Consider the following 25,116-nt stretch of genomic DNA (forward strand, 5'->3'; position numbering starts at 1 on the left):
CCGGCGCCCCCCTGTGTGTTGGTGGAGCTTATAGGAAACCAATAACCCCCCCCCCGCCGGGGGTGGGCCCCCGTTGGCGGGGGGGCGCCGCCCCCTCCACCGCTTCGCGGTTCCCCTCCCCCTGAGGGGGAGGATTGGTTTTGAGGAGGTCCCCATGGACCGCATCACCATCGACGGCCCGCTGATCCTGGGCGCGGGGCTGGCCGGCCTGACCGCCGCCCTGTCGGCTGCGCCGCGCCAGACGCTGGTGCTCAGCGCCTCGCTCCTGAACGAGGGCTGCTCCTCGGCTTGGGCTCAGGGCGGCATGGCTGCGGCCCTGTCCGAGGGCGACACGCCGGAGCAGCACGCCGCCGACACCCTGGCCGCCGGCGCTGGCCTGTGCGATCCCGACGCCGTGGCCTTGCTGACCCGCGAGGGACCGGAAGCCGTCCGCCGCCTGGCCGCCCTCGGCGCGCCTTTCGACCGCACGGCTGACGGCGGCTTCGCCCAGAGCCTGGAGGCCGCTCACGGCCGCGCCCGGGTCGCACGCGTCGGCGGCGACGGCGCGGGCCGGGCGATCATGGCCGCGGTGATCGCCGCCGCCCGGACCGCCGCCCACATCGAAATCCGCGAGAACGCCCGCGCCGTCGCCCTGCTGCAAGACGCCAGCGGCCGGGTGCGCGGGGCTCTGGTCGAACACGCCGGCGCCTTGGTCGAAATCCGCGCCGCCGCCGTAGTCCTCGCCACCGGCGGGCTGGGCGGCCTCTACGCCGTGACGACCAACCCGCGCGCCGTGCGTGGCGAGGGTCTGGGTCTGGCGGCGCTGGCCGGCGCCCGCATCGCCGATCCGGAGTTCGTGCAGTTCCACCCGACGGCCATCGACATCGGCGCCGATCCCGCCCCCCTGGCCACCGAAGCATTGCGCGGTGAAGGCGCCTTCCTGGTCGATGTGTTCGGCGAGCCGTTCATGACGCGCTACGACCCGCGCGGCGACCTGGCGCCGCGCGATGTGGTCGCCCGGGGCCTGCACGCCGAACGCGCCGACGGCCGCATGACCTTCCTCAACGCCATCGAGGCGGTGGGTCCGAAGTTTCCGCAAGAGTTCCCGGCGGTGTTCGAGGCCTGCCGCGCCGGCGGGATCGACCCGCGCCGCGAGCTGATCCCTGTCGCCCCCGCCGCGCACTACCACATGGGCGGCGTGTGGACAGACCTGGACGGCCGCGCCTCCCTGCCTGGCCTGTTCGCGGCCGGCGAAGCCGCCTGCACCGGCGTTCATGGCGCCAACCGCCTGGCCTCCAACTCGCTGCTGGAGGCCGCAGTCTTCGGCGCACGGGCTGGTGAAGCCGCGCGGGATGAGGCTCTGTTGAACACGGCGATAGACCCGGCCGCCGCGACGCCGGGCCTGCCGACGACGGCGCTCAACCGCCTCCGCACGGCCATGACCCAGGACGCCGGCGTGGTCCGGGAGGCCGAAGGCGTGAGCCGCCTTTGCGGTCTGATCAACGCCTTGGAGGAAGCCCACGGCGCCGCGCCCTCCCTGGTCGCCGCCCGCCTCGTCGCCACCGCCGCACTGGCGCGCCAGGAAAGCCGGGGCGGCCACTTCCGCGCCGACTTCCCGCTGGCCGCCGAACCGCGCCGCACCGTCATCGAGGGCGTCTCCGCCCGCAGCCTGATCGCCGCTGAATGATCCCCACCCTTCCCGACGTCCTGATCGAGCCCGTCGTCCGCGCCGCCCTGGCCGAGGACCTTGGCCGGGCCGGCGACGTCACCGCCATGGCCACCGTCGACGCCGACGCGCGCCTGACCGCCACCTTCGGCCTGCGCAAGGACGGGGTGATCAGCGGCCTCGCCTGCGCCCGCCTGGCGGTCCTGGCCATGGACCCGACCGCGACCTTCACGCCGCTGGTCGAGGATGGGGCGAGCGCCAAGGCGGGGACGGTCCTGGCGCGTGTGGAGAGCAACGCCCGCGCCCTGCTGTCGGCCGAGCGGACAGCGCTGAACCTGCTGTGCCGCCTGTCCGGCGTCGCTACTCTGACCTCGATCTATGTGGCGGCGATCAGCGGGACCAAGGCGCGCATCGTCGACACCCGCAAGACCACTCCGGGCCTGCGGGCCCTGGAGAAGTACGCCGTGCGCTGCGGCGGCGGGATCAACCACCGCTTCGGCCTCGACGACGCCATTCTGATCAAGGACAACCACGTGGCCGCCTGCGGCTCCGTGGGCGAGGCCGTCCGCCGCGCCCGCGCCTTCGCCGGGCATCTGATGAAGGTGGAGGTGGAGATCGACCGCCTCGACCAACTGGAAGACGCCCTGGCCCACGGCCCGGACGTGGTCATGCTCGACAACTTCAGCCTCGTCGACCTGCGCGCCGCCGTCGCTCAGACCGCCGGCCGCGCGGTGCTCGAAGCCTCGGGCGGGGTGAACCTGTCTACGGCGCGCGACATCGCCCTTACGGGTGTGGACGTGATCAGCGTCGGCGCCCTGACCCACTCGGCGCCAGTGTTGGATATCGGCCTGGACGCCTAGATCGGCGTCGGGTCCTTCGGGGCTTTCGGCTTGCCCCGCAGCCACGGCGCGAGACGGTCCTGCAGCGGCTGGTCCACGTACTTGTGGAACAGCCATGCCACGTACATGGCCGCCGGGAAGGCCAGCCACCACAGCGCCCACTGAACGCCGAGCCAGATCGGCATGGCCCGCACAGCCGCGTGCTGGGCCGTGAACCACAGGAAGCCGGTGAAGGTGTGGGTGATGAACAGGGCGAAGGACAGCTTGGCCGCCTCCTCGATCATCTGGGACGGCTTGGTCACCGGCAGGCGGCCGGCGCCCAGCACGATGGCTGCGATGCACAGGATCGACGGGAAGTCGAAGCGGCCGAAGAGCTGAAGCAAGACCAGGATCGCCGAGCCGCCCCACAGCAGGGCGCGGGCCATCGGGATCGACGGCCAGCCCAGCTCCACCGCGCGCGCCAGGCAGGCGCCCAGGGCGAACAGCGGCGCCGCACGGAACAGGCCGTCATTGAACGGGAGATCGTAGAGCGGCCGGCTCCACAGCCGCCAGGCCAGAGCGTTGAAGGCCAGCACCCCGGCCAGGCCGATCGCGGGCAGGAGGAACGCCCAGCGCACGCTGGCCACGCCCCGCCACAGGAACGGGAAGGCCGCGTAGCAGACGATCAGGGCCGACAGGGACCAACTCGGCAGGTTCCAGCCATCGCCGCCGTCGAACAGATGCCAGGCGTGGACCAGAAAGAACTGCAGCGGCAGGTCGTTCCACATGAAGCGGGTCGGGCTATGGGCGTCGGTGCCTGTCCAGTTGAACACCGCCACCGTGGCGGCCAGGACGATCAGCACGATGGCGTGAGCCGGCCACACCCGCATGACCCGCCGCAGCCAGAAGCGCACCGCCGTCACCCGCCCGGCCAGCACCTGCGGACCATAGGCGCGGCCCAGGACATAGCCAGACAGCAACAGGAAGAAGTCGGTGGCCAGAAACCCCCGCGCGAACACCGGATGCACCCGCCACAGCTTCCACGGACCTTCCGACCCGAAGTGGTAGAGGACGATCAGCAGAGCGGCGAGAAAACGCAGGGCGTCCAGCGCACCGCCGCGGACGGCGGGGGAGACCTTTGGGACGCTGGCGGGGGACGCATTCACGAGCCCGTCCATGGCACAGGTCGCCCCGTGACGAAACAGTCCAGACGTCGCGGCGGCCCGGGTGTGGCGGATATGGAACGTCCTTGTCAGGCTTGGAACAGCCCCTCGCCCCCATCGGTTACCTGTTCACACCACAAGGAGAGGCAAGATGTCCAAGCAGCCCCCCATCCCGCCGGAACAACGCAGCGTGGCCGGCGGTGACGAGCCCCAGCTCCGCGACGCCAAGGCTCCGCACGACAGCGCGGCAGAGCGCAGCGGCGTGAACCCCGATCAGCAGGGCCAGACGGCCAACACCCGTCAGAACACCACGGCCCACCTCAGCACCCAGGACCGCTGATCATGCCGGACAAACACCCCAACACCGAGCGGTGGGGCGGCCCGGGCGCGAGCCACGAGGACGCCTCCAAGCCCCAGCCGCCCAAGGTCGATCCCCGCGCGCCGGGCGAGCCGACCAATACGCGCCACAGCCACGTCTCCGGCGGTGGCGGGGAGCGCGACATCCACCATGCGCGCAATCCCGAGGCCAAGAGCGACTTCGAGGAGAACTCGACGGAACGGGCCAAGCCCTGACGTCTTGCGGGGCATGAGCGAAGAGCCCATCTGTTACTGCACCAGTATCAGATGGATCGACCACCCATGTCCCGCATGCCCGTTCTCTTCCTCGGCCACGGTTCGCCGATGAACGCCATCGAGGACAACGCCTGGTCGCGCGGCTGGGCGAAGATCGGCAAAGAGCTTCCGCGCCCCAAGGCGATCCTGATGATCTCCGCTCATTGGGAGACGCGCGGCATCGGCGTCACCTCCGGAACCGCGCCGCACACCATCCATGACTTTTTCGGCTTCCCGCAGGCGCTGTTCGACGTGCGCTATCCAGCGCCTGGCGATCCGGCCCTGGCCGCCCGCGTGGCCGAGCTTTTGTCGCCGGAGCCGGTGGTCTTCGATGCCCAACGCGGCTTCGACCATGGAAACTGGGGCGTGCTGATCGCCGCCTATCCCAAGGCCGACATCCCGGTCGTGCAGCTCAGCCTTGACCGCTGCCGCACGCCGCAGGAACACTACGAGTTAGCCCGCCGCCTCGCACCGCTTCGCGATGAGGGCGTGCTGATCGTCGGCAGCGGCGACATCGTCCACAACCTGCGCGCCGCCGACTTCCGCAAGCCGGAGGCCCCGCCGTGGGCCGACCGCTTCAACGAGACCGCCAAGCGCCTGATCGAAGCCGGCGACCACGGCCCGCTGATCGACTACGCCAGCCTGGGCGAGGACGCCCTGGCGTCGATCAACAGTGCGGAACACTACCTGCCCCTGCTTTACGTCCTCGGCGCGCAGCAGCCCGGCGACCCCGTCTCGTTCTTCAACGACGACGTCTTCGCGGCGATCTCCATGACGAGCGTGAAGGTGGGCTAAGCCGACGCCATCAACCGCGCCGCCGCCTTCTCCGCAGCCGCGCGGCGCTCCGCCATGCCGTCGTCATAGATCGCCCGCACCCGCGCCAGCACCTTCTCCGGCGCCTTTTCGGGCGAGCCGCTGTCGAAGGGCGGGTGCGGGTCGTATTCCACGCCCAGCTGCACCGCCTGGGCCACGCCCTCGCCGGCGATCTCCGCGATCATGGTCAGGCCGAAGTCGATGCCCGCCGTCACGCCGCCGCCGGTGATGAAGCGGCCGTCGCGAACCACCCGCTCCGCCGTCGGGATCGACCCGAACAGAGCGAGCTGATCCCGCCACGCCCAATGGCATCCGGCCTTCTTCCCGGTCAGCAGACCCGCCGCCGCCAGGACCAGCGATCCGGTGCAGACCGAGGTCACGTATGTTGCGCCCCAGGCCAGGCGCTTGATCTCGTCCAGGAAGGCGTCGTTCAGCATGGCGTCCGTCACCCCAAAGCCGCCGGGTACGCACAGCACATCGCAGGCCTCGATATCGCCCAACCGATCCAGATTGGCGAAGGTCAGCCCTTCGGCTTCCACCGGTTGTCCATCGAGCGACGCCACATGGATCTGCACGCCCGGCAGGCGGCTGAGCACCTGATGCGGCCCCGTGAAGTCCAGGTGCGTGACTCCCGGAAAGATCGCGAACACGATGCGGGTCTCGGACAGGGGCATGGGAACTTCCTGCTGGGGTTTGACGCCCTATCGTCCCTCACCTACCGTCTGGCTTAAATGACGTAGTTCCCTCGGATACGGTCATGACCCGACGGCTCGGCTTCCTCATCTTCCCGAACTTCCAGATCCTCGACGCTGGGGGGCCCGTGGCTGCTTTCGAGATCGCCTCGCGCTTCGTGCCGGACGCCTACAGCCTGAAGATGGTCTCCCGGGACGGCGGCCTGATCCCCTCGTCCTCCGGGGTGATGATGGCCTCCGACAGCTTCGAGGACGTGGGCCGGCTGGACACCCTCTTCATCGCCGGCGGCGAGGGAACGCGCTCACCCTCCATCTGCGCCAGCACCCTGGACTATGTTCGGGCCTGCGCCGCCGCCGGGCCGCGCATCGCCAGCATCTGCTCCGGCGCCTATGTCCTGGCCGCCGCCGGCCTGCTGGACGGCCGTCGGGCCACCACCCACTGGCGGCGCACGCCGGACTTCCAGAAGCGCTTCCCGAACGTGAAGCTGCTGCCCGACCGCATCTTCGTGCAGGACGGCCCGATCTGGACCAGCGCCGGCATCACCGCCGGCATCGACCTGGCCCTGGCCATCATCGCCGCCGACTTGGGCGAGGAGGTCGCCCGCCAGACGGCGCAGGAGCTAGTGGTCTATCACCGCCGCCCGGGCGGCCAGTCGCAGTTCTCGGCCTTGCAGAGCCTCAAGGGCGGCGGCCGGTTCGACACCCTGCTGGCCTGGGCGCGCGAGAACCTGACCGAGCCCCTTTCGGTGGAGCAGCTCGCCGACCAGGCCGCCATGAGCCCGCGCCACTTCGCCCGCAGCTTCGCCGCCGTCGTCGGCGCCACGCCGGCCAAGGCGATCGAACGCCTGCGCGTGGAGGCCGCCCGCGCCCTGCTCGACTCCGCCCCGCTGCAGGTGGAGGACGTGGCGCTGGAGACCGGCTTCGGCGATCCGGAACGCATGCGCCGCGCCTTCATCCGCGCCTTCGGCCAGCCGCCCCAGTCCCTGCGTCGCCTCGCCCGCGCCTGAAAATCCCTTTCCAGCGAACGCGGTCCGGCTAAGGTCCGTCACCAGGGGGAGGATACGTCATGCTGGGAACCGAGAAGACCGAGGCCGACGCGGCCAAACGGCTGGACGCCTTCGTGGACGCGGCCTTCGCCTTTGCCCTCACCCTTCTGATCATCACCGGGGGGCTGCCGCCGGCCACCATGGCCGACCTGGCCCTGGCCCTGGGCCGCATCCCGGCCTTCGCAGCCAGCTTCGCCCTGATCATCCTGTTCTGGATGCAGCATCGCGCCTTCGGCCGCATCACCGCCCGTCGCGACGGATGGGCGACCGGATTCAGCCTCGGCATCGTCTTCGTGATGCTGATCTACGTCTTCCCGCTGCGCCTGCTGGCCGAGAGCACGCTGCACTTCGTCTTCGGCAAGCGCCTGCCCGGCCGGGGCCTGATCGCCAGCTTCGCCGACCTGCGGACGCTGTACATGGTCTATGGCTTGGGCTTCGGCCTGTTGGCCGCCCTGTTCGCCGGCCTTTTCGCCGCCGCCCTGCGCGCGCCGGACATCACCGAGACCGGCCGGGTTGAAGCCCGCCTGACCGTGCGCATCTGGACGATGATCGCGGTGATCGGCTTGCTGTCGATTCTGGCCGCCGCCTTCGTGCCGATCAGCGCCGCCCCGTGGCTGCCTGGCTCGATCTATGGGGTCATTCCCCTGGCGGTGTGGCTCCTGGCCTCGCGCCAAAAGCCGATCCAGCCCCCCGCCGGAGCCGAGGCATGAGCCGTCATATCGCCCTGCTGCGCGGGATCAATGTCGGCGGCCGGGGCCTGCTCTCCATGGCCGACCTGCGCGCCCTGGCCGCCAGCGTCGGCTTCACCGATGTCAAAACCCTGCTTCAGAGCGGCAACATGGTGTTCAGCGCCCCCGGAACCCCGAGTGAGCTGGAGCGCAAGCTGGAGGCCGCACTCAAGGCCCAGACCGGCCGCGACATCCTGGTGATGGTCCGCACGCCCGCGGAGTGGGCCGCGATCATCGACGCCAACCCCATGCCGGACTTCGCCCAGACGCATCCCAGTTACTTCCAGGCCTTCTTCATGAAGGCGCCGCTCGATCCCGGGGCGCTGAAAGCCGCCCTGGCGTCGCACGAGGGGCCGGAGAGCTTCCACCTTGACGGCCGGACGATCTACGCCAGCTTTCCGGGCGGCATGAGCCAGTCGACCTTGATGGACAAGCCGCTGGACAAGCGGATCGGCGCCGTGACCACCGCCCGTAACTGGAACACGGTGCTCAAGCTCCGCGACGCGGTGACAGCTTAAGCTGTCTTCCCGCCCAGCCGCTCCACCTTCGCCTCCACCCGCTCAACCATTCCGGCCAGTTCCTCGGCACGCAGGGCGTCCAGCCGGTCGTGCAGACGCAGGATCTCCAGCTCCGCCCGCAGGTTGACCACGTAGTCGTGCTCGGCCGCCACCCGGTCACGTTCGGCCTGGCGGTTCTGGCTCATCATGATGATCGGCGCCTGGATCGCCGCCAGGGTCGACAGGATCAGGTTGAGGAAGATGAAAGGATAGGGGTCGAAGGCGTGCCCCAGCGGCTTCAGCAGCAGGTTGGCGCCCATCCAGAGGATCAGCGCCGCCGCGAAGCCGAAGATGAAGCCCCACGACCCGCCGATCGCCGCCACCTTGTCGGCCAGACCATCCCAGAAGGCGGGCTTGCTCTGGACAAGGCGCGTCGGCGCTTCATCCGCGATCAGGTCGATGACGCTGCACTTCAGCGGCGACAGCTCGGCATAGGGCATGCCCAGCAGTTCGCGGGAGAGACGGTCTCGGACGTTGTCGGTCATGCAAGCCTCCTGGCGGGTGCGTCATTGGACACCACCCGCCAGGGGAAGCAATCGGCGTCTAGTCTTCGGAGGCGGCGCTGGTGTTGATGGCGGCCTCGGCCACCTTCTCAACCGTAGGGGCAGCTGCCTTCGCCGGCTTTTCGGCGACGGGCGCGGGCGCCTTGGCCGCGATCGGCAGGGTCTTTGCCGCCGCCGGCACGACCTTCACACCTTCCACGGCGGGGCCGGCGGTCAGGACCGCGGCTTCAGCGTGATCGTTGGCGAGAGCGGAGCCCGCCATGTAGAGCCCGCCCTGCGGCAGGTTCGAAACCGCCGGCGCGGGCGCCAGGCTGGCCAGAACGGTCGGGGCGACATCCGTGGCCTTGGCCAGGGTCACCTGCGGGCGATCCATATAGGTGGCGGGACGCGCGCGGCCGTTGAACTTGTAGAAGACGTGCAGGCCGACCTGAGCGACGCGCATCATGCGCGGGCCCCAGTTCGGCGCCACCGCCGTGGTGTGGAAGTGCGTGGCCGAGCCGACTTCAGCCATCACAGCGCCGGACAGGGCGCGGGCGGCGATCTTCTCGGCGCGGTTCCAGGCTCCGCCCTCGCGGCCGCGACGCATGGAGCCGTCGCAGGCGAAGCTGAACTGGCATCCGCCGCGTGCGCTGGCGCGCTGGAAGACGACGCCGCAGACCGTTTTGGGGAAAGCCGAATGGCGCACGCGGTTCAGGACCACCTGGGCCACCGCCTGCTGGCCGCGCGGGCCTTCGCCGCGCGCTTCGTAATAGACAGCCTGAGACAGGCATTCCAGCTCGCGGGCCTGATCCAGCGCACCGGCCAGACGGAACGGCTCGGCGGCGGGATTGAAGCCCCCGCCGATACTGGCGCGGAGCACGAAGTTGCGGTCGAGGTTGGAACCCGCGGCCTGAGCCTTGCGCTCTAGACGCGCGGCCAGAATGGAAGACTGCCGGTCCCGCGCGGCGTCGCCGGCGACGGTGAACGGATCATGGCGGCGGGCGACGGATTGAGCGCCGGCGTCCATCCGCAGAACGGCCTCCTTGAGGGCCGTTTCGGAGAACCCTTCGGCCGCGGCTGCGGCCAGGCGGGTGGAGCGTGCATGCTGCGTGGCGGTCTGGGCCATGCCCCCCGCCAGGTAGGCGCCGCCGAGGATCAGGCCAACGGCCGTTCCAATCAACGCAGCGCCAAACAGCGCACGCGCGTCCGCGCGTGTCTGGGTCTTAAGAGACAAAAGATCGTGTCCTATGCGGCAAGGGCAGGATGCGCCCTCTGTCGTACGCCGCGTCAGAGCCGTTAACCTTTGTAACGCTTAGCCCTGACGAGGCGGAGCGGGCCGGTTCACGTCAGCCCAGCTCCAAGTCGTGAAATCGTCTTATGGCGAAATCCGCCCGGATTCGCAAGCACGCTCCGCTGGCGGGACCATGAGTCGCTTCGCCGGCGACTGCAAGATGCCCTGTTAAGCGTTGCTGCAAAAAAGATTTTTCCCGGACGCGGGGAACCGGAAAATCGACTTTGGAACCCCTTTCAAGCGTCGCCGTTGATACGCCGACACAGCTTCTGGAGGGTTCAAATGGTTAAGCTCGCAGCGGTTCTTGCCGCTTCCGCCGCAACCTTCGCGCTGGCCGCCTGCGGCCATAACGTCGAACAACGCGCTGCAACGGGGGCTGCCACCGGCGCCGTCGTGGCCGGCCCCGTCGGCGCCGTCGCCGGCGCGGCCGTGGGCACGGTGGTCAGCAAGGGCGTCGACAAGGAATAGCTCCGAGAAAACGGGGCGGCGAGTTCACGACGCCGCCCCGTTCCTCAGCTTCTCGCCAACCGCCAGATCTCGCGGCCGGCACTGACCATGGCGATGACCGCCGTGACCGCCAGGGCGATATCGACGCCTACATAGATGCTGGCCATCAAACCGGTCCGCGACGCCGCGTCCACGTGACCGGCGACATCCACGTGGAATAGCGGCCGCGCGTTCCAGAGCACCCAGACCACGGCCAGGATCATCAGATGGCTCGCCAGAGCCAGGCCCGCGCGCACCCGCACCGCCGCCGCCAACAATAGGTCGGCCAAGCATACGGCGATCTGCACAACCAGCAGCCCCGCGATCGGCCAATGCATGGACGCCCAGATCGGCGACGGAATCAGGCTCACCCCCTTCCCGAGCTCGCCGAACGGAAGGGGTGTGAAACCCAACCACCAGGCCAACACCCACAGGGTCACCACAAGCTCGAACACGCTTTCGAACCGCGACTTGGCGCGCACCTTTGGAGCACCCGCCGGGGCCGAGCCGATGGAACCCAAGCTGTTCAGGATCGGCAGTCCCGGCAGAGGCGGAAGCTCGGGCGCCACGGGCGGCAGCCGCGAAGGCTTCCAGTTGTCCAAGAAGTTCAGCTTCACCACCCCGCGCTCCACGAGCCAGCCGGCGATGGTCAACAAGCCCACCACGGTGATCGTGAGGCTGACATAATTGTGGACGCCCTGAATGATCACCCGGCTCTGGTTCGGTTGATTGAACAGCGCGATCACGGTGAGGATCACCGTCACCAGCGCCCCGATGGCCAGCGAGACCTTCAGCGCCTGCATATAGAGCGGATAGACGGCGGGCCCGATCAGAGGCCCTTGCGAGCCGTAGCGGCCAGCGACCACCAGCGGGTGGCCGTTGGCCTGGATGATCGCCTCTTGCTCGGCGTTGGTGAGCGGGCGGCCCAGTTCGGCCTCCTTTTCCTCGATGCGGTTCAGCAGCAGATCGCGGAGCTCCGCGGTGATGTCGTCGCGCTGGGCGCTGGGCAGGAGGGCGGCCACCGCCCCAAGGTAACGCTCGAGCAGGTCCATCTTGGTCCCCCTTCCTAGAGCAGCTTGTCGAGAGATGAGTTCATGGCCCGCCATTCGACGGCCAGGCGGGCCAGCACGCCGACGCCCTCGGGCGACAGGCGATAGAAACGCTTCTTGCGCTTGTCCTCCTCGCGCCACTCGCTGGTCAGCAGGCCCTGGCCCTCCAGGCGGCGGAGCATGGGATAGAGCGCCCCTTCGTCGATATCGACGCCCACGTCGGATAGCGCCCGACGCAGGGTGTAGCCGTACCGTTCCTCCTGGAGCTGGGCGAGAACGGCCAGGATCAGGCTCCCCCGACGCAGCTCCTGGCGGAGGGTTTCAAAGATATCCGTCTCGTTCGGCATAAGGTGTGCGCCAAATGGTGTGCATCACATGGTGTGTGACACACACTGTATGTCACACAGTATATTCATCTACAAGCCCCCTCCCCAACCCCGCCGCACTTACCCACATTTCAAATAACAGCGTCATCTTGACGTTGTGCATGCGCACGGCCATGTGGGGGCCATGGTCAAGCCTCAGCGCCTCAACACCTGCAACGCCTTCGCCCTTCGCCAGGCCACGCGCTATGTCTCGCAGCTGTACGAGAAGCATCTGGCGCCCGTGGGTCTGACCGGGCCGCAGTTCAGCCTGCTGGCGCAGTTGGAGGGCGACGGCCTGACCATGGCCGAGCTGGCCCGCCTGCTCGTCACCGACCGCACCACCCTGGTCCGGACGCTTCAGCCGCTGCAGCGGGACGGTTTGGTGGTCGCCACGCCCAAGGGCAAGGGCTCGCGCCAGCTGATCCTGGCCCTGACCGCCGAAGGCCGCGAACGGCTGAAAGCCGCCCTGCCCCTGTGGCGCGAGGCGCAGGACGAATTCGAGGGACGTGTGGGCCTGACTGAGGCGGAAAACCTGCGCCGCCAGCTTCTGAAGCTGACCCAGCACATCTGACGTCGCTTCCTTACAAGCCGCCGCGGTCGTCCTTGCGCATCATATTGTGCATATACACTTACAGAGCTCCACTGGAGAGACACAATGCAGATCCAAGGCTCCATCGCCCTCGTCACCGGCGCCAACCGCGGGATCGGCCGCGCCTATGTTGAGGGCCTGCTCGCCCGAGGCGCGGCCAAGGTCTACGCGGCCGCCCGCGACGTCGCCTCGCTGAACTTCGACGACGCGCGCGTCGTCCCCCTGGCCCTCGACGTAGCCAACCCGGCCCAGGTGGCCGCCGCCGCCAAGGCCGCCCCGGACGTCACCCTGCTGATAAACAACGCCGGGGTGATCTTCGGCGGCGAGCTGCTGCGCGACGACGTGGTCGACGCCGCGCGTAAGGAGGTGGAGGTCAACTATCTGGCGCCCCTCGCCCTGACCCAGGCCTTCGCCCCCGCTCTCAGGGCGTCGAAGGGCGGGCTGGTGAACGTCCTGTCCATGCTGTCCAAGGTCGCGGCGCGCGGGGCTGTCACCTACTCCGCCTCCAAGGCCGCCGGCTTGCTGCTGAACACCGCCCTGCGCGCCGAGCTGGCGCCGCACGGGGTCACCGTGGTCGCCGTCCTGCCGGTGCAGGTGGAGACCGACATGGGCAAGGGCCTGCCCGAACCGCGCCTGACGCCGCAGGAAGTGGTGTCCGAGACCCTAGACGCCCTGGAGAACGGGACGGACGAGGTCTATCCGGGCGTCCTGACCAAGAACGCCCTGGCGGGGTTCACGGCGGACCCGAAGGAATTCCAGGCGATGATGCTGGGCGGCGGGGCGCACTAAGCCCCCTTCTCCCCTGATGGGAGAAGGGTCGGGGATGAGGGTGATGCGGCTTCGGACGATGTCGCGGCTGAGATTCAACAGCCACCCTCACCCCTGCCCCTCTCCCATTGAGGGAGAGGGGTTATCGTTGCTGACACCTCCCGCCAGCTGCTGACACTCTCCGTCAGCAGCCACGCTGGCGTTCGGCGGGTGGAGAACCTACCTTCTCGCCATGCCTCCCGCCCCGACGTCCGGCGTCAACGACGCCTCCGCTTCCTTCGTCCACGATGTCGCCGCCGAGGTGATGCCGATGCTGTGGACGCCGCACCGCCCACAGCGGCCGGAAAAGTCCGAGGGCGGAAAGCGGTTCAGGCTCGCGTCGGAGTACGAACCCGCCGGGGATCAGCCGACGGCTATCCGCGAGCTGGTCGCGGGACTGAAGGAGCGCGAGCACGACCAGGTGCTGCTGGGCGTCACCGGCTCGGGCAAGACGTTCACGATGGCCAAGATCATCGAGGAGACCCAGCGCCCCGCCCTGATCCTGGCGCATAACAAGACGCTGGCCGCGCAGTTGTACTCGGAGTTCAAGAGCTTCTTCCCGGACAACGCGGTCGAGTATTTCGTCTCGTACTACGACTATTATCAGCCGGAAGCCTACGTCCCCCGGACCGACACCTACATCGAGAAGGACAGCTCGATCAACGAGCAGATCGACCGGATGCGCCACTCGGCCACCCGGGCGATCCTGGAGCGCGACGACGTCATCGTCGTGGCCTCGGTCAGCTGCATCTACGGCATCGGCTCGGTGGAGACCTACACCGCCATGACCTTCAGCCTGGAGGTCGGGCAGACGGTCAACGAGAAGCAGCTCCTCGCCGACCTGGTGGCGCAACAGTACAAGCGCAATGACGCGGCGTTCGAGCGCGGGTCCTTTCGTAAGCGCGGGGACACGCTGGAGATCTTCCCCGCCCACTACGAGGACCGCGCCTGGCGCGTCAGCTTTTTCGGGGACGAGGTGGAGTCGATCAGCGAGTTCGATCCGCTGACCGGCAAGAAGGTCGCCGACCTGCCGGCGGTGAAGATCTACGCCAACAGCCACTACGTCACGCCGCGCCCGACGCTGAAGCAGGCCATCGTCTCCATCAAGGCGGAGCTGAAGGAGCGCCTGGACTGGCTGGTGGCCAACGGCAAGCTGCTGGAGGCCCAGCGCCTGGAGCAGCGCACCACCTTCGATCTGGAGATGATGGAGACCACCGGCTCCTGCGCCGGGATCGAGAACTACAGCCGCTATCTGACGGGGCGAAAGGCCGGCGAGCCGCCGCCGACCTTCTTTGAATACATCCCCGACAACGCCATGCTGTTCATCGACGAGAGCCACGTCACGGTTCCGCAGATCGGCGCCATGTACAAGGGCGACCGCAGCCGCAAGACCACCCTGGCCGAGTACGGATTCCGCCTGCCCAGCGCCATGGACAACCGCCCCCTCAAGTTCGAGGAGTGGGAGGCCATGCGGCCCCAGACCCTGCATGTCTCGGCCACGCCGGGCCCGTGGGAGATGGAGAAGGCCGGCGGCGTCTTCGCCGAGCAGGTGATCCGCCCCACCGGCCTGATCGACCCCCCGGTCGAGGTGCGCCCGGTCTCCACCGGCGGCTTCAGTCAGGTGGACGACGTCATCGACCAGATCCGCCAGACCAACGCCAAGGGGTACCGGACCCTCTGCACCGTCCTGACCAAGAAGATGGCCGAGGACCTGACCGAGTACATGCACGAGCAGGGCCTGCGCGTGCGCTACATGCACTCGGACATCGACACCCTGGAGCGGATCGAGATCATCCGCGACCTGCGCCTGGGGGCCTATGACGTGCTGGTCGGCATCAACCTGCTGCGCGAGGGCCTGGACATTCCGGAGTGCGGCCTGGTCGCCATTCTGGACGCCGACAAGGAGGGCTTCCTGCGCTCCGAGACCAGCCTGATCCAGACCATCGGCCGCGCCGCGCGGAACGTGGACGGCCGCGTCATCCTCTATGCCGACCGCATCACCGGCTCCATGGAACGCGCCATGGCCGAGACCACGCGCCGCCGCGAGAAGCAGGAGGCGTACAACGCCGAACACGGCATCACGCCGGAAAGCGTGAAGCGCGACATCAAGGATATCCTCAACAGCCCCTACGAAAAGGACCGGGTCACGGTGCCCGCCGGCCTGGCCGAGGGCGACGCCAAGCCGTTCATGGGCGACAACTTCAAGGCCACCCTGCGCGACCTGGAGGCCAAGATGCGCGAGGCCGCCTCGAACCTGGAGTTCGAAACCGCCGCCCGCCTGCGCGACGAGATCAAGCGCCTGAAACTGATGGACCTGGAGTTCGCCAAGGACCAGCTCGGCGGGTGATCCTTGTCTGTTGGGTTGGCGCCAGAGTGCGGACGTCTTCCGGGACGCCCGCCTGACGCGCCAACGCCAGGCGGACTGTCGGCGCACGCCGAAGAGCGAATTCGACGACATTTCGCGGTGAATTCGACGGCTGGAAGAGAGATTGGGGAGACTGGGGAGAGACTGGAGATACTTCTCCGCCTCCCACGACCTTCGTCATGCTGAGCGGGAGCGCAGCAACCAGTCGAAGCACGCACCAAGCCCCCTTCCCCCTTGGATGGGGGAAGGGCCGGGGATGGAGGTGGCGCCGCGGGCCGCACGCTCACCGGAAGCGCCGCATCACCCCCACCCAACCCTCCCCCATCAAGGGGGAGGGCTTGAGGTTCCGGCCCGCGCCTTCAAACTGCCTGGATGCGCCTCGCTCTCGCCCTGACCGCTCTGGCCCTCGCCGACCCGGCCCAGGCGGGAACCATCCGCCCGGGCCTGTGGCGGCTCACCTATGAAGCGCTCTACCACCCGGCGTTCCCGGAGAACGTCGCCACCCGCACCGTGACGCTCGTCTGCGTCGGCGACAGCACGGGGCTCGATCCGTCGCTGCTGAAGCCCGCGCTCCCGCATCGCCCGACGGCGTACTTATGGGCGTCCCTCGAAGGCGACCCTGCCCGCGCCTACAGCATTTCTAGTGGCGGCGCCGGCCACGGCGACCCAGGCTTCGTTGCCCGCGCCAAACGCCTCGGCGACTGCCGCAAGGGCTGGGTCCCGAGCGCGCGGCGGGTCGAGGAGAGCAAGATCTTCCCGCCGCCGACGGCGGAAGAGATCGAGGCAATGAAGGAACGGGCGCGGGCGAAGGCGCGGCGGTGAGGCGCTAGCCGCCCGGGATCAGGTCGCCAGCTTCTGGCTGTGCGACGTCAAGGATTTGGACGAAGCCGTCGCTTGGGTGAAGCGTTCCCCGAACCCCATGCCCGCCCAGCGAGATCGAAACCCGGCCGGTCTATGAGGCGGACCTTGCCTGACGATCCCATTCCTCTCGGGAGCAATGGCGGGGGCCGCGCGCAGATGAAGTTCGTGTTGTTCGGCCTCGGCTGGGCCTGGGCCGCGTGGGTGACGGTCACGCTGTATGGCTGCGCGGCGCGCATCCTTGAGGTGCGGGAGATGCGGAGGCGCGCGACGCGGCCTGCGGGCGGGCGCGAGGACGCGGCGGCGCGGGTGCGGCCCGTGCGCTAGGCGGTGTAGGCGGCGCCTGTTCCGGACGCACCACGCAAACCACTTATGCGCGAAATCTTTATGCGCGAAATCTGTGCAAGCTTCGCTATGCGGTCGCCTAAATTTTACATAACATCGGTCCCATCCTGAATTCAGCTGGGGGGCTGAGCGTCATGGAGATCGCGTTGTTCGTGCTCACCTGGGCGTGGATGGCCTGGGTTTCAGTGGTGCTCTACGGGTGCGCGTCGCGGATGCATCAGGTGCTTGAGCTGCTCAAGCGGCTGAACCTCATGCCGCCGCCGGCGGCCTGATCGCCGCCCTTTACCGGCCCTCGGCGTCCACGACGATGACCACGGGCTTGCCGCGTGACAGCGGATCCCACCCCGCCGCGATGGCCGAGGTGATGGCGGTCGTCACCAGCCGCACGGGGATCGACTCCGCCTTCAGCACCGGCGCGCCCAGGCGCGGGCGCGGCCCCGGCGGGAACTCCAGCACCACCTCGCGCTGTCCCTCGGCGTCGCGCGCAGCCAGGGCCATGCCGGCCATGGCGTTGTCGTCCCGCGACCAGACAGGCGGGCGCTGCAACCGCCACACATAGGTGCGGCCGTCGATTTGGACCTGGAGCTCGGGAACTTGCTTGGTGCGCGCCATGGGTCTGGTTAGCGCGCCTGAGACCCGCAAGCCACCCCGGCGCGGGCGGAACGTGGCCTACAGGGCGTCCTCCGCCGCCGGCGGCAGCGTAAAGGCGAACACCGCGCCGCGGCCGGTGGGCTTGTTCGACGCCCAGATGTGGCCGCCGTGGGCCTCGATGATCGACTTGCAGATCGACAGGCCCATGCCCATGCCGGTGGCCTTGGTGGTGAAGAAGGCGTTGAACAGCTGGTCCGCCTTGCCGGGCTCGACGCCCGGGCCGGCGTCTTCGACCGCGACCAGCACGCCGCCGTCCTCGTCGGGACGGGTGCGGACGGTCAGGCGGCGGCCGACCTCCTGACACGCCTCGCAGGCGGCCATGGCCTGGATGGCGTTGACCAGCAGGTTCATCACCACCTGCTGCACCTGGACCAGGTCGGCCTTCACGGGCGGCAGGCCGGCGGCCAGGTCGAGGATCAGCTTGACGTCGTGGGTCTCCACCTCGCGCTGGACCAGCAGGCTGGCGTCGCTGACCAGGGCGTTGGGGTCGTGCAGGGCCTGGTCCGGCGCGGCCTTGGTCGACATGGCGCGGATGCGGGCGATGATGCCGCTGGCGCGCTGGCCGTCGGCGATCATGCGGTTGATGGCGGCCTTGGCCTCGTCCAGGTCGGGCTCGGCGCGGTTCAGCCAGCGCAGGGAGGCCTCGCCGCTGGTGACGATGGCGGCGAGCGGCTGGTTCACCTCGTGGGCGATGGAGGCGGTGAGTTCGCCAAGCGTCGAGACGCGGGCCGCGTGGGCGAGGTCCGACTGCACCCGGGCCAGTTCGTCCTGGGCGCGTTTGGTGTCGGTGAGGTCCACCAGGCCGATCAGCAGGATGCCCTTCTCCACCGACTCGCGGGGGAAGCTGGCGGTGAACAGCACGTCGATCTCGCTGCCGTCCAGGCGGCGCAGGCGGGTGACGGACTCGAAATAGGCCTTGCCGCTGATGGCGGCGATGACGCTCTCGGCGAAGACGTTCTCGCTGGCCACGGGCCAAAACTTGTCCACCGGGCCGAGCAGGACGTCACGGCCGTCGGCCCCGAACTGGCGGATCGACTTGTCGTTCACGTCCAGCACGATGCTGGCCTTCATCAGTTCGCGGACCACCTGGGGGTGCTCGACGAAGTGGCGGCGCAGGTCGGTGACGCCCTGCTTGCGCAGGCCGTAGATCATCTTGCCGGCGCCGCTGAAATCCAGCTCCCAGAAGGACACGGTCATGGCCGCGAACATGTTGCGGTAGCGGTACTCGCTGGCCCGGAGCTGCTCCTCCGCCTCCTTGCGGGCGGTGATGTCGCGGCTGGTCTCCAGGATCTCCACCGGCGCGCCGGCGGCGTCGCGGCGCAGGGTCCAGCGCAGGGCCACGGCCCGCTCGGTCCCGTCGCGGCGGGTGCGGGTCGCCTCCCCCTCCCAGTGGCCGGTGCGCAGGATCTCCTCGTAGATGGCGTCCTGATCCACCTCGAACCGGCAATGGACCAGGCCCTGGGCGTTGAGGCCCACGGCCTCGTCCCGGCTCCAGCCATAGGTGCGCTCGGCCCCGGCGTTCCAGAAGGTGATGGCCCCGTCCATGTCGCGCACGAAGATCGTGTCGTGGGCCAGGTCGACCAGATCCTTGAGGGTCCCGACCTCCTGGGTGCGGCGGTCCAGGTCGAAGACCAGCACATAGCAGCCCTCGACCTCGCCATCCGCGTCCGCCCGAGGGACCAGATGGATGGCGCAATCGCGCAGGCTTCCGTCCTGGTGGAGGACGGTGGCGTCGAAGGCCAGGGGCTCGCCGCGCTCGGCCTGCTCCAGATAGGGCCGGCGGTCGGCGTACTGATCGGGTCCCAGGATTTCACTGAGGTGCTGGCCGATCAGAGCGGCGGGCTCGGCCCCGTGAAAGAACCGGTGATGGGCGTTGGCGAAACGGCAGACGTGGTCGCGGTCATAGAAGCCGATCACCACCGGGACGGCGTCGATCAGGCCCCTCAGGTCCTCCAGCTCTCCTGCGGTCTTGATTGCTGCGGCGCCGTCCGACATCTCGTCCCCAGTGGTTCGCGGGGCGGGGAGGATTGACGCTCCAAACCGACGCGACTTGTACGATACCGCCGAAAGGCGACGTTCCGCCACGGCTTCTAAACTTCCGTATGATTTCGCGGACGCGAGGAAACAGGCATCTGTGGCCCTGACGAAGGCGCATCGCCTCCGCCGTGGACGTTTAAGGATCAGTTGTTTGACCACGGGTTTGATTATCTCGGTCGTCGATGACGACGAGTCGGTCCGCATCTCCACCGAAGGCCTGCTCCGCTCGCTCGGCTACGCCGTGCGGGGCTTTGCGTCGGCCGAGGCGTTCCTGGAGTCGGATGTGGCCGCAGGCTGCGCCTGCGTCGTCTCCGACGTGCAGATGCCGGGCATGAGCGGCGTGGACCTGAAGACCGCCCTTTCCGCGCGCGGGCTCGCCACGCCGGTGATTCTGATGACCGCCTTCCCCAACGACGCGACCCGCCAGAAGGCGGCCGCCGCCGGCGTCGCCTGCTTCCTGCCCAAGCCCTATCAGGCCCAGGCCCTCATCGACTGCATCGAAACCGCCCTGGCCGCTTGAGCACAGCCTGAAACGAGAAGCGCCCGCGAGATGGGGGAAGGTCTCGCGGGCGCCGGGCTCTCTCATGACGGCGGGCCTGGCAGGCTGGGGGAGGGGGACATCCACCGGGCTTCGCCGTCCTGACTAAGATGGTGGACGGATCGGGCGCTGCAAGGGCGCGATCAAGGTCTCTTTGAGGCGCTTTGTGTTGCCGCTGAAACACAGGGTTATGCGAAACGGTAGCAATCGCTCCGGCGGCGCTTGCGCCGATCTCTTAACGCCCTGACTGTCCCCTTCCAGCAGCCGGTGTCGGGGGACGCCTGGCGCTGATCAAGAAAGAAGCGCTCCTGGTCTTCGCTAGGGGCGCTTCGTCTTTTCCGGGCTCAGCAATCCCTTATCGGGCAAGGATTCGGTCAGCCGAGGAAGCTGACCTTGGCCCCCTTCTCCACCGCCTTCGCCAAGGCCTTGGCGTCCCAGTTGGTCAGGCGCACGCAGCCGTTGCTGGCCACCTTGCCCACCTTGGCCGGCTCCGGCGTGCCGTGAATGCCGTAGGTGTCCTTGGTCAGGTCGATCCAGGCGGCGCCCACCGGATTGTTCGGCCCCGCTGCGATGGTCAGCTTTCCCGCCTCCCGCGCCTTCTTTGAGCCGAAGTTCAGGCGGCTGGCGTCGAAGGTGTAGGTGGGCTCGGGCGCCACGGTCCGCACCGCCCATTCGCCGTCCGGCGCCGGACGCTCGCTGGAGCCGACCGTGGCCGGATAGACCGCCACCAGCTTGCCGCCGCCGTCATAGGCGCGGACCTGGCGGCCGGCCTTGTCGACCTCGATCTTCTGGACGCGCGGCAGGTCGGCGTTGGAGACCGCCGCCACCACGATCTTCGTTCCCGGCTTGCTGAAGTCCGCGCCGGGGTTCAGGGCCTGCAGGAGGCCCTCGCCCATGTGGAACTTCTCGGCCAAGGCCTCCAACGGCGAGGTGTAGCCGAGGGTCTTCAACTCCGCCTGCTCGGCCAGATCGGTGGGGATCTTCTCCACGAACGGACCGGCCACATCGGCGTCGGTGATTTCATAGGCCGTGACCGCCGCGCCGGTGTCGCGGGTCAGGGCCTCCCACGTCTGCGCGTCCAGCTGGCCGCTGACGTTCAGGCTGTTGGCCTTCTGGAAGGCGGCGATGGCCTTGTTGACGTTGTCGCCGCCCTGCCCGTCCACCACGCCGGGGGAGAAGCGGGCGCGGTCTAGCAGCACCTGGGCGCGGACCAGCATGTCGCGCTTGGCGATCGGGTCGCTCTGCGCGGCGGCGAACTCGGCTGCGTTCACCGCCTTGCCCTGCACGGCGAGGTCGTCAGGTGCGATGATCGGCCCGGCCTCCGGCGTCGGCGCGGCGGCGGGGGTCACGGCAGGCGGCAATTGCCCGCTCGCCATCTCGGACGAAGCGTCGCTTTGGCTTTCTCGCGCGTTAGGGTCGGAACACGCCACCAAAGCGACCGCGCCGACGCCCGCCATCAGGATTTTGCGACCGAACACCATGCCGACTCCTCTGCCGAAACTGAGCAAGAAAAAGTCGCGGATTCGGCGATGGTTCCTCCCGGCGGCCGTGGGGGCCGCCATTGGGATCGGCGTCGTGGTGGTGAGAAATCTCCCGTCCGGGTCAGCCGCATCCCCGCCGCCGACGGAGCCTCAAGGCGCTGTTCAAGGCTCTTCCGCGGCTTCGCTGACGCCCGTCGCCACCGGACCCGCCCTCGTGGCGGCCCCAGACCTGAACGGTTGCCGCAACCCGGCCTTCGAGGCGGCGGCCCGCGAGAACGCCCGCACCCTGACCACCCTGGCCTGGTCGCCGTTCGGCCGGGCCGAGACCGGCTGGGCGATCTACGAGACCCTGGTGGCGCACGAAATCGGGACCGCCTGCCCCGCCGTCTCCCCCGGCTTCGCGGCCGCGCTCGCGGAATGGCAGAAGCGCCATCGCCTGGCGGGGGACGGACGTTTCACCATGGCCAGCTTCGACACCCTGAAAGCGCAGATGCATGCGCGCCGTCCCTATGTGGGCGTCCGCGCCAAGGGCGTCTGCCCCAATCCGCCCTCGCCCGCCCAACTGGCCGACGCCACCAAGGAAGAAGGCTATGGCGGCAAGGCGATCCAGCTGCGCACCGCCGCCATGGCCGCCTATCGCCAGATGGTCGCCGAGGCCAGGCGCGACGGCGGGGTGGCCGCCGATCCCCGCCATTTGCAGATCTTCAGCGGCTATCGCAGCCCCGAATATGACGCCGCCCGCTGCGCGCGGGACAACAACTGCGACGGCGTGGTGCGGGCCACCTGCTCGCCCCACCGCACGGGCCTAGCCATGGACCTGTATGTGGGCGGTGTGCGGCCGGACTCCACCGAGGACACCAACCGCCTGATCCAGTCGCGCAACCCCGCCTACCGCTGGCTGGTCGCGAATGCGGAGCGCTTCGGCTTCCGCAACTATCCGTTCGAGCCGTGGCATTGGGAGTATGTGCGCGAGGCGCCGTAGCAACCTTGCTTGGATTTAAGCGGACTCACCGCAGGCTCCCGGCTAGGAGCTTGACCATGATCCGCAACCTCGCCGCCGCCCTTCTCCTGTCCGTCGCCGCGCCTGCTGCTCAGGCGGCCTGCCTGATGACGCCGGAGGACTCCAATTTCGCCAACCGCGCCATCGGCGCCTGGAGCACCACGGCGCGCCAGGACTTGCAGCTTTCAGCAGGAGAACGGCCGACCATCGTGCTGTTCGACCAGACCTGCGCCTACACCGCCGGACCGGCCGGCCCCGTCTCGTGGAACGGCGTCGCCCACGGCGGCCAAGTGAAGCTGCCGGACGGCCAGGCCATCCCCGCCCGCGTCGCCTCCTTCGCCGCGCCGTTCGACGAGAACCGCAAGGCCTTCTTCGTCATGGCCCTGCCCTCGATCTGGCAGGGCGCCGGGGTGGACAGCGCGCTGGGGCTGGAAGGCCTGATGCAGGGCGTGCTCATCCACGAGATGACCCATACGCGGCAGTTCTATTATGTGAGCCCGCGGCTGGCGGAGCTGACCGCGCAGTACGGCCTGCCGGACGACCTGTCCGACGACAGCCTGCAGGCCGCCTTCGCCAAGGACGAGGCCTATGTGGCCGCCTATGAGGACGAGCTGGGCGCCCTGTTCCAGGCCCTGAACGCCCGAAGTGAGACCCAGGCCCGCGCCTATACCCGCCAGGCCCTGGCCAAGATGCGCGCGCGCCGGGCCCAGTTCTTCGTCGGCGACAACGCCAAGTGGGCGCCGCTGGACGACCTGTTCCTGACCATGGAGGGCCTGGGCCAATGGGCCGCCTTCGCCTGGACCACCCGCGGCCGCGGCGTCGACACCGGCACGGCGGTGCGCGAGCTGCGCCGAGGCGGCCGCTTCTGGAGCCAGGACGAGGGGCTGGTGCTGTTCCTGCTGGTGGACCGCCTGGTCCCGGACTGGCAGTCGCGGGCGTTCGATCCGGTCAAGCCGGCGCTGGCGGAGGAACTGCTGGCGTTGGCGGCTGGGGGGTAGGGGCGGCTACGTTCGTTTTTCTCCTCCTCTGTAGCGGAGCGTACGGAGGAGGTGGATCGGCGCGCAGCGACGAGACGGAGGGGCATCCGCCCAGCTCCGAGCCCAGTCACGCCCCCTCCACCGCTTCGCGGTCCCCCTCCCCCGTTACACGGGGGAGGAGAAGAGGCTCAGAGCCCCCCAAAGGCGAGGGGATAGAGCTAGACCCCGTCTCCCCGGCGCCGCATCCTCCGCGCCAAACAAATGTTCGAACGGGAGGATTGCGTATGTTGAACCGCTTGCCGCCGCCCTGCTTTTCGCCTCGGGCCTGGCTGTCTCCGCGCCCCTCGCGGCCGCGCCCAACGACTACGCCAAGGATGAGAACTGGCTGTGCCGTCCCGGCCGCGCCGACGCCTGCGCGGTGGATCAATCGACCACCATTGTCGCCGCGAACGGCGGCCTGACGCGCGAGGATTTCAAGACTGATCCCAAGGCGGCGATCGACTGTTTCTACGTCTATCCCACCGTCTCCACCGATCCGGGCGGCAACAGCGACATGACCATCGACCACGCCGAGCGGCGGGTGGTGGAGCAGCAGTTCGCGCGTTTCGCCTCGGTCTGCCGGACCTTCGCGCCCTTGTACCGCCAGATCACTCTGGCGGGCCTGCGCTCCAACATGATGGGCAAGCCGATCCCGATGGATCCGCAGCTCGGCTACAACGACGTGCGCGACGCCTGGGCCGACTATCTGAAGCGCGACAACGGCGGGCGCGGCGTGGTCCTGATCGGCCACAGCCAGGGTGCGCGGGTGCTGCAGAACCTGCTGAAGGACGAGGCGGCCATGGCGCCGGCCAAGGGGCGGATCGTCTCAGCCCTGATCCTGGGCATGAACACGCCGGTCGGCGCGGACAAGGCCTATGCCGGCCTGGCGCCCTGCACGGCGGCGTCGCAGACGGGATGCTACATCTCGTACGTCTCGTTCCGCGAGGTCTCGCCCCCGCCGCTCAACGCCCGCTTCGGCCGGGCGGTGGAGCCGGGCAAGACGGCGGCCTGCGTGAACCCGGCGGCGCTGGGCGGGGGTTCGGCGCCGCTGCATTCCTATCTGACCAACGGCTCGACCACCGCGCCGAACGTCTGGGTGACGCCGGAGAAGAAGATCGACACGCCGTTCGTGTCGGTCCCCGGCCTGCTGACCGGGACCTGCGTGGAGCAGGACGGGGCGTCGTACCTGTCGGTGAAGGTCAACGCCGACCCGGCCGATCCGCGCACCGACGTGCTGACCGGCGATGTGGTGGCGGACGGCAAGACCCTGGACGACTGGGGCTTGCACCTGATCGACGTGAACCTGACCATGGGCGATCTGGTCCAGGTGGTCGGCGAGCAGGCCAAGGCCTGGGCCCATCGCTGAATAGGGGCGCTGAATAGAGAAAGGCCGCGCCGGTCTCCCGGCGCGGCCCCTTCATGGATCGGGCTGGCTGCCTCAGCCGCCGCTGATCTTCTTTCCGGCGAAGATGCCCAGGGCCAGGAAGATCAGGAAGCCGACGATGAACAGGAAGAACAGGATCTTGGCGATGCCCGCCGCCGCGCCCGCGACGCCGCCGAAACCAAGAGCGCCGGCGATCAGCGCGATCACGGCGAAGATAAGAGCCCACTTCAACATTGAACCACTCCCTTGTGGATAAGCTTCGAAGTGGAAAACGGAGGCTTCGCCTTATTTGTTCCGG

At 68.7% G+C, this 25,116-nt stretch carries 29 protein-coding genes and 1 pseudogene; 20 read left to right on the top strand and 10 right to left on the bottom strand.

Features of this window, described 5'->3' with window-relative positions; all coding sequences use genetic code 11:
• Positions 1-154: 154 nt before the first annotated feature.
• Positions 155-1,666: an L-aspartate oxidase gene (locus P7B02_RS18705; protein ID WP_277787880.1), complete on the top strand. Its 1,512-nt coding sequence runs from the start codon at positions 155-157 to the stop codon at positions 1,664-1,666.
• Entirely contained in the window at positions 1,663-2,505 is an 843-nt protein-coding gene (gene nadC, locus P7B02_RS18710; protein WP_277787881.1) for a carboxylating nicotinate-nucleotide diphosphorylase, read from the top strand. Before P7B02_RS18705 ends, nadC begins: the two co-directional genes overlap by 4 nt.
• Here nadC and P7B02_RS18715 read toward each other — a convergent pair.
• On the bottom strand, positions 2,502-3,641 hold the full coding sequence (locus P7B02_RS18715) for an acyltransferase family protein (RefSeq protein ID WP_277787882.1): 1,140 nt from the start codon (positions 3,639-3,641) through the stop codon (positions 2,502-2,504). The genes nadC and P7B02_RS18715 overlap by 4 nt on opposite strands.
• 136 nt (positions 3,642-3,777) lie before the next feature.
• Between P7B02_RS18715 and P7B02_RS18720 the strand changes: the two genes are divergently transcribed.
• From P7B02_RS18720 to ygiD, 3 genes are all read left to right on the top strand, one after another.
• Positions 3,778-3,966, top strand: coding sequence for a hypothetical protein (locus P7B02_RS18720; RefSeq protein WP_277787883.1), 189 nt, complete (start codon positions 3,778-3,780; stop codon positions 3,964-3,966).
• A gap of 2 nt (positions 3,967-3,968) precedes the next feature.
• Complete coding sequence (locus P7B02_RS18725; RefSeq protein ID WP_277787884.1) at positions 3,969-4,199, top strand: hypothetical protein; 231 nt, start codon at positions 3,969-3,971, stop codon at positions 4,197-4,199.
• Positions 4,200-4,265: 66 nt separating this feature from the next.
• Complete coding sequence (ygiD, locus tag P7B02_RS18730) at positions 4,266-5,033, top strand: 4,5-DOPA dioxygenase extradiol (RefSeq protein ID WP_277787885.1); 768 nt, start codon at positions 4,266-4,268, stop codon at positions 5,031-5,033.
• On the opposite strand, the gene P7B02_RS18735 is transcribed toward ygiD, so the two are convergent.
• Positions 5,030-5,725 carry a DJ-1/PfpI family protein gene (locus tag P7B02_RS18735; RefSeq protein WP_277787886.1) on the bottom strand — a complete coding sequence of 232 codons (696 nt, stop codon included), beginning with the start codon at positions 5,723-5,725 and terminating at the stop codon, positions 5,030-5,032. The two genes, ygiD and P7B02_RS18735, sit on opposite strands and share 4 nt — an antisense overlap.
• A gap of 83 nt (positions 5,726-5,808) precedes the next feature.
• Here P7B02_RS18735 and P7B02_RS18740 point away from each other — a divergent pair, with 83 nt between their 5' ends.
• The 3 genes from P7B02_RS18740 to P7B02_RS18750 are packed head-to-tail and all read left to right on the top strand — an operon-like array spanning position 5,809 to position 8,035.
• Complete coding sequence (locus P7B02_RS18740; RefSeq protein WP_277787887.1) at positions 5,809-6,750, top strand: GlxA family transcriptional regulator; 942 nt, start codon at positions 5,809-5,811, stop codon at positions 6,748-6,750.
• Positions 6,751-6,809: 59 nt separating this feature from the next.
• Positions 6,810-7,499, top strand: a complete 690-nt coding sequence (locus P7B02_RS18745; RefSeq protein WP_277787888.1) for a TMEM175 family protein — start codon at positions 6,810-6,812, stop codon at positions 7,497-7,499.
• Positions 7,496-8,035, top strand: a complete 540-nt coding sequence (locus tag P7B02_RS18750) for a DUF1697 domain-containing protein (protein WP_277787889.1) — start codon at positions 7,496-7,498, stop codon at positions 8,033-8,035. Before P7B02_RS18745 ends, P7B02_RS18750 begins: the two co-directional genes overlap by 4 nt.
• Here P7B02_RS18750 and P7B02_RS18755 read toward each other — a convergent pair.
• Together P7B02_RS18755 and P7B02_RS18760 are read right to left on the bottom strand one after the other, a co-directional pair.
• Positions 8,032-8,559, bottom strand: a complete 528-nt coding sequence (locus P7B02_RS18755) for a DUF1003 domain-containing protein (RefSeq protein WP_277787890.1) — start codon at positions 8,557-8,559, stop codon at positions 8,032-8,034. The two genes, P7B02_RS18750 and P7B02_RS18755, sit on opposite strands and share 4 nt — an antisense overlap.
• Before the next feature lie 58 nt (positions 8,560-8,617).
• Positions 8,618-9,682 (bottom strand): cell wall hydrolase, encoded by a 1,065-nt coding sequence (locus tag P7B02_RS18760; protein ID WP_277787891.1) that lies wholly within the window; start codon positions 9,680-9,682, stop codon positions 8,618-8,620.
• A gap of 447 nt (positions 9,683-10,129) precedes the next feature.
• Here P7B02_RS18760 and P7B02_RS18765 point away from each other — a divergent pair, with 447 nt between their 5' ends.
• A complete protein-coding gene (locus P7B02_RS18765) occupies positions 10,130-10,315 on the top strand; it encodes a hypothetical protein (protein WP_277787892.1) in 186 nt (61 codons plus the stop codon).
• Positions 10,316-10,359: 44 nt separating this feature from the next.
• Here the strand turns inward: P7B02_RS18765 and P7B02_RS18770 are convergent, their stop codons facing one another.
• Together P7B02_RS18770 and P7B02_RS18775 are read right to left on the bottom strand one after the other, a co-directional pair.
• Complete coding sequence (locus P7B02_RS18770) at positions 10,360-11,385, bottom strand: hypothetical protein (protein ID WP_277787893.1); 1,026 nt, start codon at positions 11,383-11,385, stop codon at positions 10,360-10,362.
• A 14-nt stretch (positions 11,386-11,399) separates the two neighbouring features.
• Positions 11,400-11,729, bottom strand: a complete 330-nt coding sequence (locus P7B02_RS18775) for a PadR family transcriptional regulator (RefSeq protein ID WP_277787894.1) — start codon at positions 11,727-11,729, stop codon at positions 11,400-11,402.
• A gap of 163 nt (positions 11,730-11,892) precedes the next feature.
• Here P7B02_RS18775 and P7B02_RS18780 point away from each other — a divergent pair, with 163 nt between their 5' ends.
• The 7 genes and pseudogenes from P7B02_RS18780 (at position 11,893) to P7B02_RS18805 (ending at position 16,983) form a co-directional block, all read left to right on the top strand.
• Positions 11,893-12,318: a MarR family winged helix-turn-helix transcriptional regulator gene (locus tag P7B02_RS18780; protein ID WP_277787895.1), complete on the top strand. Its 426-nt coding sequence runs from the start codon at positions 11,893-11,895 to the stop codon at positions 12,316-12,318.
• Positions 12,319-12,402: 84 nt separating this feature from the next.
• Positions 12,403-13,125: an SDR family NAD(P)-dependent oxidoreductase gene (locus P7B02_RS18785; protein ID WP_277787896.1), complete on the top strand. Its 723-nt coding sequence runs from the start codon at positions 12,403-12,405 to the stop codon at positions 13,123-13,125.
• 211 nt (positions 13,126-13,336) lie between these two features.
• A complete protein-coding gene (gene uvrB, locus P7B02_RS18790; protein WP_277787897.1) occupies positions 13,337-15,490 on the top strand; it encodes an excinuclease ABC subunit UvrB in 2,154 nt (717 codons plus the stop codon).
• Positions 15,491-15,880: 390 nt separating this feature from the next.
• Positions 15,881-16,330 carry a hypothetical protein gene (locus P7B02_RS18795; protein WP_277787898.1) on the top strand — a complete coding sequence of 150 codons (450 nt, stop codon included), beginning with the start codon at positions 15,881-15,883 and terminating at the stop codon, positions 16,328-16,330.
• A 31-nt stretch (positions 16,331-16,361) separates the two neighbouring features.
• Positions 16,362-16,466: pseudogene (locus P7B02_RS19740) on the top strand (hypothetical protein); the annotation flags it as partial.
• A gap of 8 nt (positions 16,467-16,474) precedes the next feature.
• Positions 16,475-16,693 carry a hypothetical protein gene (locus P7B02_RS18800; RefSeq protein WP_277787899.1) on the top strand — a complete coding sequence of 73 codons (219 nt, stop codon included), beginning with the start codon at positions 16,475-16,477 and terminating at the stop codon, positions 16,691-16,693.
• 152 nt (positions 16,694-16,845) lie between these two features.
• A complete protein-coding gene (locus P7B02_RS18805) occupies positions 16,846-16,983 on the top strand; it encodes a hypothetical protein (protein WP_277787900.1) in 138 nt (45 codons plus the stop codon).
• 10 nt (positions 16,984-16,993) lie between these two features.
• On the opposite strand, the gene P7B02_RS18810 is transcribed toward P7B02_RS18805, so the two are convergent.
• Complete coding sequence (locus P7B02_RS18810; RefSeq protein WP_277787901.1) at positions 16,994-17,323, bottom strand: hypothetical protein; 330 nt, start codon at positions 17,321-17,323, stop codon at positions 16,994-16,996.
• A gap of 57 nt (positions 17,324-17,380) precedes the next feature.
• On the bottom strand, positions 17,381-19,357 hold the full coding sequence (locus tag P7B02_RS18815; RefSeq protein WP_277787902.1) for a PAS domain-containing sensor histidine kinase: 1,977 nt from the start codon (positions 19,355-19,357) through the stop codon (positions 17,381-17,383).
• Between the two features lie 193 nt (positions 19,358-19,550).
• Between P7B02_RS18815 and P7B02_RS18820 the strand changes: the two genes are divergently transcribed.
• Positions 19,551-19,919, top strand: coding sequence for a response regulator transcription factor (locus P7B02_RS18820; protein ID WP_277787903.1), 369 nt, complete (start codon positions 19,551-19,553; stop codon positions 19,917-19,919).
• A gap of 392 nt (positions 19,920-20,311) precedes the next feature.
• Here the strand turns inward: P7B02_RS18820 and P7B02_RS18825 are convergent, their stop codons facing one another.
• Positions 20,312-21,418, bottom strand: a complete 1,107-nt coding sequence (locus P7B02_RS18825) for a L,D-transpeptidase family protein (protein WP_277787904.1) — start codon at positions 21,416-21,418, stop codon at positions 20,312-20,314.
• A gap of 214 nt (positions 21,419-21,632) precedes the next feature.
• Between P7B02_RS18825 and P7B02_RS18830 the strand changes: the two genes are divergently transcribed.
• From P7B02_RS18830 to P7B02_RS18840, 3 genes are all read left to right on the top strand, one after another.
• Positions 21,633-22,400, top strand: coding sequence for a M15 family metallopeptidase (locus P7B02_RS18830; RefSeq protein WP_277787905.1), 768 nt, complete (start codon positions 21,633-21,635; stop codon positions 22,398-22,400).
• 56 nt (positions 22,401-22,456) lie between these two features.
• On the top strand, positions 22,457-23,416 hold the full coding sequence (locus tag P7B02_RS18835; protein WP_277787906.1) for a hypothetical protein: 960 nt from the start codon (positions 22,457-22,459) through the stop codon (positions 23,414-23,416).
• A 397-nt stretch (positions 23,417-23,813) separates the two neighbouring features.
• The gene (locus P7B02_RS18840; RefSeq protein ID WP_277787907.1) at positions 23,814-24,800 is read left to right on the top strand and encodes a DUF3089 domain-containing protein; all 987 of its coding nucleotides are present in this window, start codon (positions 23,814-23,816) and stop codon (positions 24,798-24,800) included.
• A 72-nt stretch (positions 24,801-24,872) separates the two neighbouring features.
• On the opposite strand, the gene P7B02_RS18845 is transcribed toward P7B02_RS18840, so the two are convergent.
• Positions 24,873-25,052, bottom strand: a complete 180-nt coding sequence (locus P7B02_RS18845; protein WP_277787908.1) for a DUF1328 domain-containing protein — start codon at positions 25,050-25,052, stop codon at positions 24,873-24,875.
• Between the last annotated feature and the right edge of the window lie 64 nt (positions 25,053-25,116).

Source organism: Caulobacter segnis, assembly GCF_029543125.1.
Taxonomy (GTDB): domain Bacteria; phylum Pseudomonadota; class Alphaproteobacteria; order Caulobacterales; family Caulobacteraceae; genus Caulobacter; species Caulobacter segnis_D.

Excerpts from the sequence above, each read along its gene's own strand:
- P7B02_RS18705 (WP_277787880.1), top strand. The coding sequence starts at position 155 with ATGGACCGCATCACCATCGACGGCCCGCTGATCCTGGGCGCGGGGCTG.
- nadC (WP_277787881.1), top strand. The coding sequence starts at position 1,663 with ATGATCCCCACCCTTCCCGACGTCCTGATCGAGCCCGTCGTCCGCGCC.
- P7B02_RS18715 (WP_277787882.1), bottom strand. The coding sequence starts at position 3,641 with ATGGACGGGCTCGTGAATGCGTCCCCCGCCAGCGTCCCAAAGGTCTCC.
- P7B02_RS18720 (WP_277787883.1), top strand. The coding sequence starts at position 3,778 with ATGTCCAAGCAGCCCCCCATCCCGCCGGAACAACGCAGCGTGGCCGGC.
- P7B02_RS18725 (WP_277787884.1), top strand. The coding sequence starts at position 3,969 with ATGCCGGACAAACACCCCAACACCGAGCGGTGGGGCGGCCCGGGCGCG.
- ygiD (WP_277787885.1), top strand. The coding sequence starts at position 4,266 with ATGTCCCGCATGCCCGTTCTCTTCCTCGGCCACGGTTCGCCGATGAAC.
- P7B02_RS18735 (WP_277787886.1), bottom strand. The coding sequence starts at position 5,725 with ATGCCCCTGTCCGAGACCCGCATCGTGTTCGCGATCTTTCCGGGAGTC.
- P7B02_RS18740 (WP_277787887.1), top strand. The coding sequence starts at position 5,809 with ATGACCCGACGGCTCGGCTTCCTCATCTTCCCGAACTTCCAGATCCTC.
- P7B02_RS18745 (WP_277787888.1), top strand. The coding sequence starts at position 6,810 with ATGCTGGGAACCGAGAAGACCGAGGCCGACGCGGCCAAACGGCTGGAC.
- P7B02_RS18750 (WP_277787889.1), top strand. The coding sequence starts at position 7,496 with ATGAGCCGTCATATCGCCCTGCTGCGCGGGATCAATGTCGGCGGCCGG.
- P7B02_RS18755 (WP_277787890.1), bottom strand. The coding sequence starts at position 8,559 with ATGACCGACAACGTCCGAGACCGTCTCTCCCGCGAACTGCTGGGCATG.
- P7B02_RS18760 (WP_277787891.1), bottom strand. The coding sequence starts at position 9,682 with ATGGCCCAGACCGCCACGCAGCATGCACGCTCCACCCGCCTGGCCGCA.
- P7B02_RS18765 (WP_277787892.1), top strand. The coding sequence starts at position 10,130 with ATGGTTAAGCTCGCAGCGGTTCTTGCCGCTTCCGCCGCAACCTTCGCG.
- P7B02_RS18770 (WP_277787893.1), bottom strand. The coding sequence starts at position 11,385 with ATGGACCTGCTCGAGCGTTACCTTGGGGCGGTGGCCGCCCTCCTGCCC.
- P7B02_RS18775 (WP_277787894.1), bottom strand. The coding sequence starts at position 11,729 with ATGCCGAACGAGACGGATATCTTTGAAACCCTCCGCCAGGAGCTGCGT.
- P7B02_RS18780 (WP_277787895.1), top strand. The coding sequence starts at position 11,893 with ATGGTCAAGCCTCAGCGCCTCAACACCTGCAACGCCTTCGCCCTTCGC.
- P7B02_RS18785 (WP_277787896.1), top strand. The coding sequence starts at position 12,403 with ATGCAGATCCAAGGCTCCATCGCCCTCGTCACCGGCGCCAACCGCGGG.
- uvrB (WP_277787897.1), top strand. The coding sequence starts at position 13,337 with ATGCCTCCCGCCCCGACGTCCGGCGTCAACGACGCCTCCGCTTCCTTC.
- P7B02_RS18795 (WP_277787898.1), top strand. The coding sequence starts at position 15,881 with ATGCGCCTCGCTCTCGCCCTGACCGCTCTGGCCCTCGCCGACCCGGCC.
- P7B02_RS18805 (WP_277787900.1), top strand. The coding sequence starts at position 16,846 with ATGGAGATCGCGTTGTTCGTGCTCACCTGGGCGTGGATGGCCTGGGTT.
- P7B02_RS18810 (WP_277787901.1), bottom strand. The coding sequence starts at position 17,323 with ATGGCGCGCACCAAGCAAGTTCCCGAGCTCCAGGTCCAAATCGACGGC.
- P7B02_RS18815 (WP_277787902.1), bottom strand. The coding sequence starts at position 19,357 with ATGTCGGACGGCGCCGCAGCAATCAAGACCGCAGGAGAGCTGGAGGAC.
- P7B02_RS18825 (WP_277787904.1), bottom strand. The coding sequence starts at position 21,418 with ATGGTGTTCGGTCGCAAAATCCTGATGGCGGGCGTCGGCGCGGTCGCT.
- P7B02_RS18835 (WP_277787906.1), top strand. The coding sequence starts at position 22,457 with ATGATCCGCAACCTCGCCGCCGCCCTTCTCCTGTCCGTCGCCGCGCCT.
- P7B02_RS18845 (WP_277787908.1), bottom strand. The coding sequence starts at position 25,052 with ATGTTGAAGTGGGCTCTTATCTTCGCCGTGATCGCGCTGATCGCCGGC.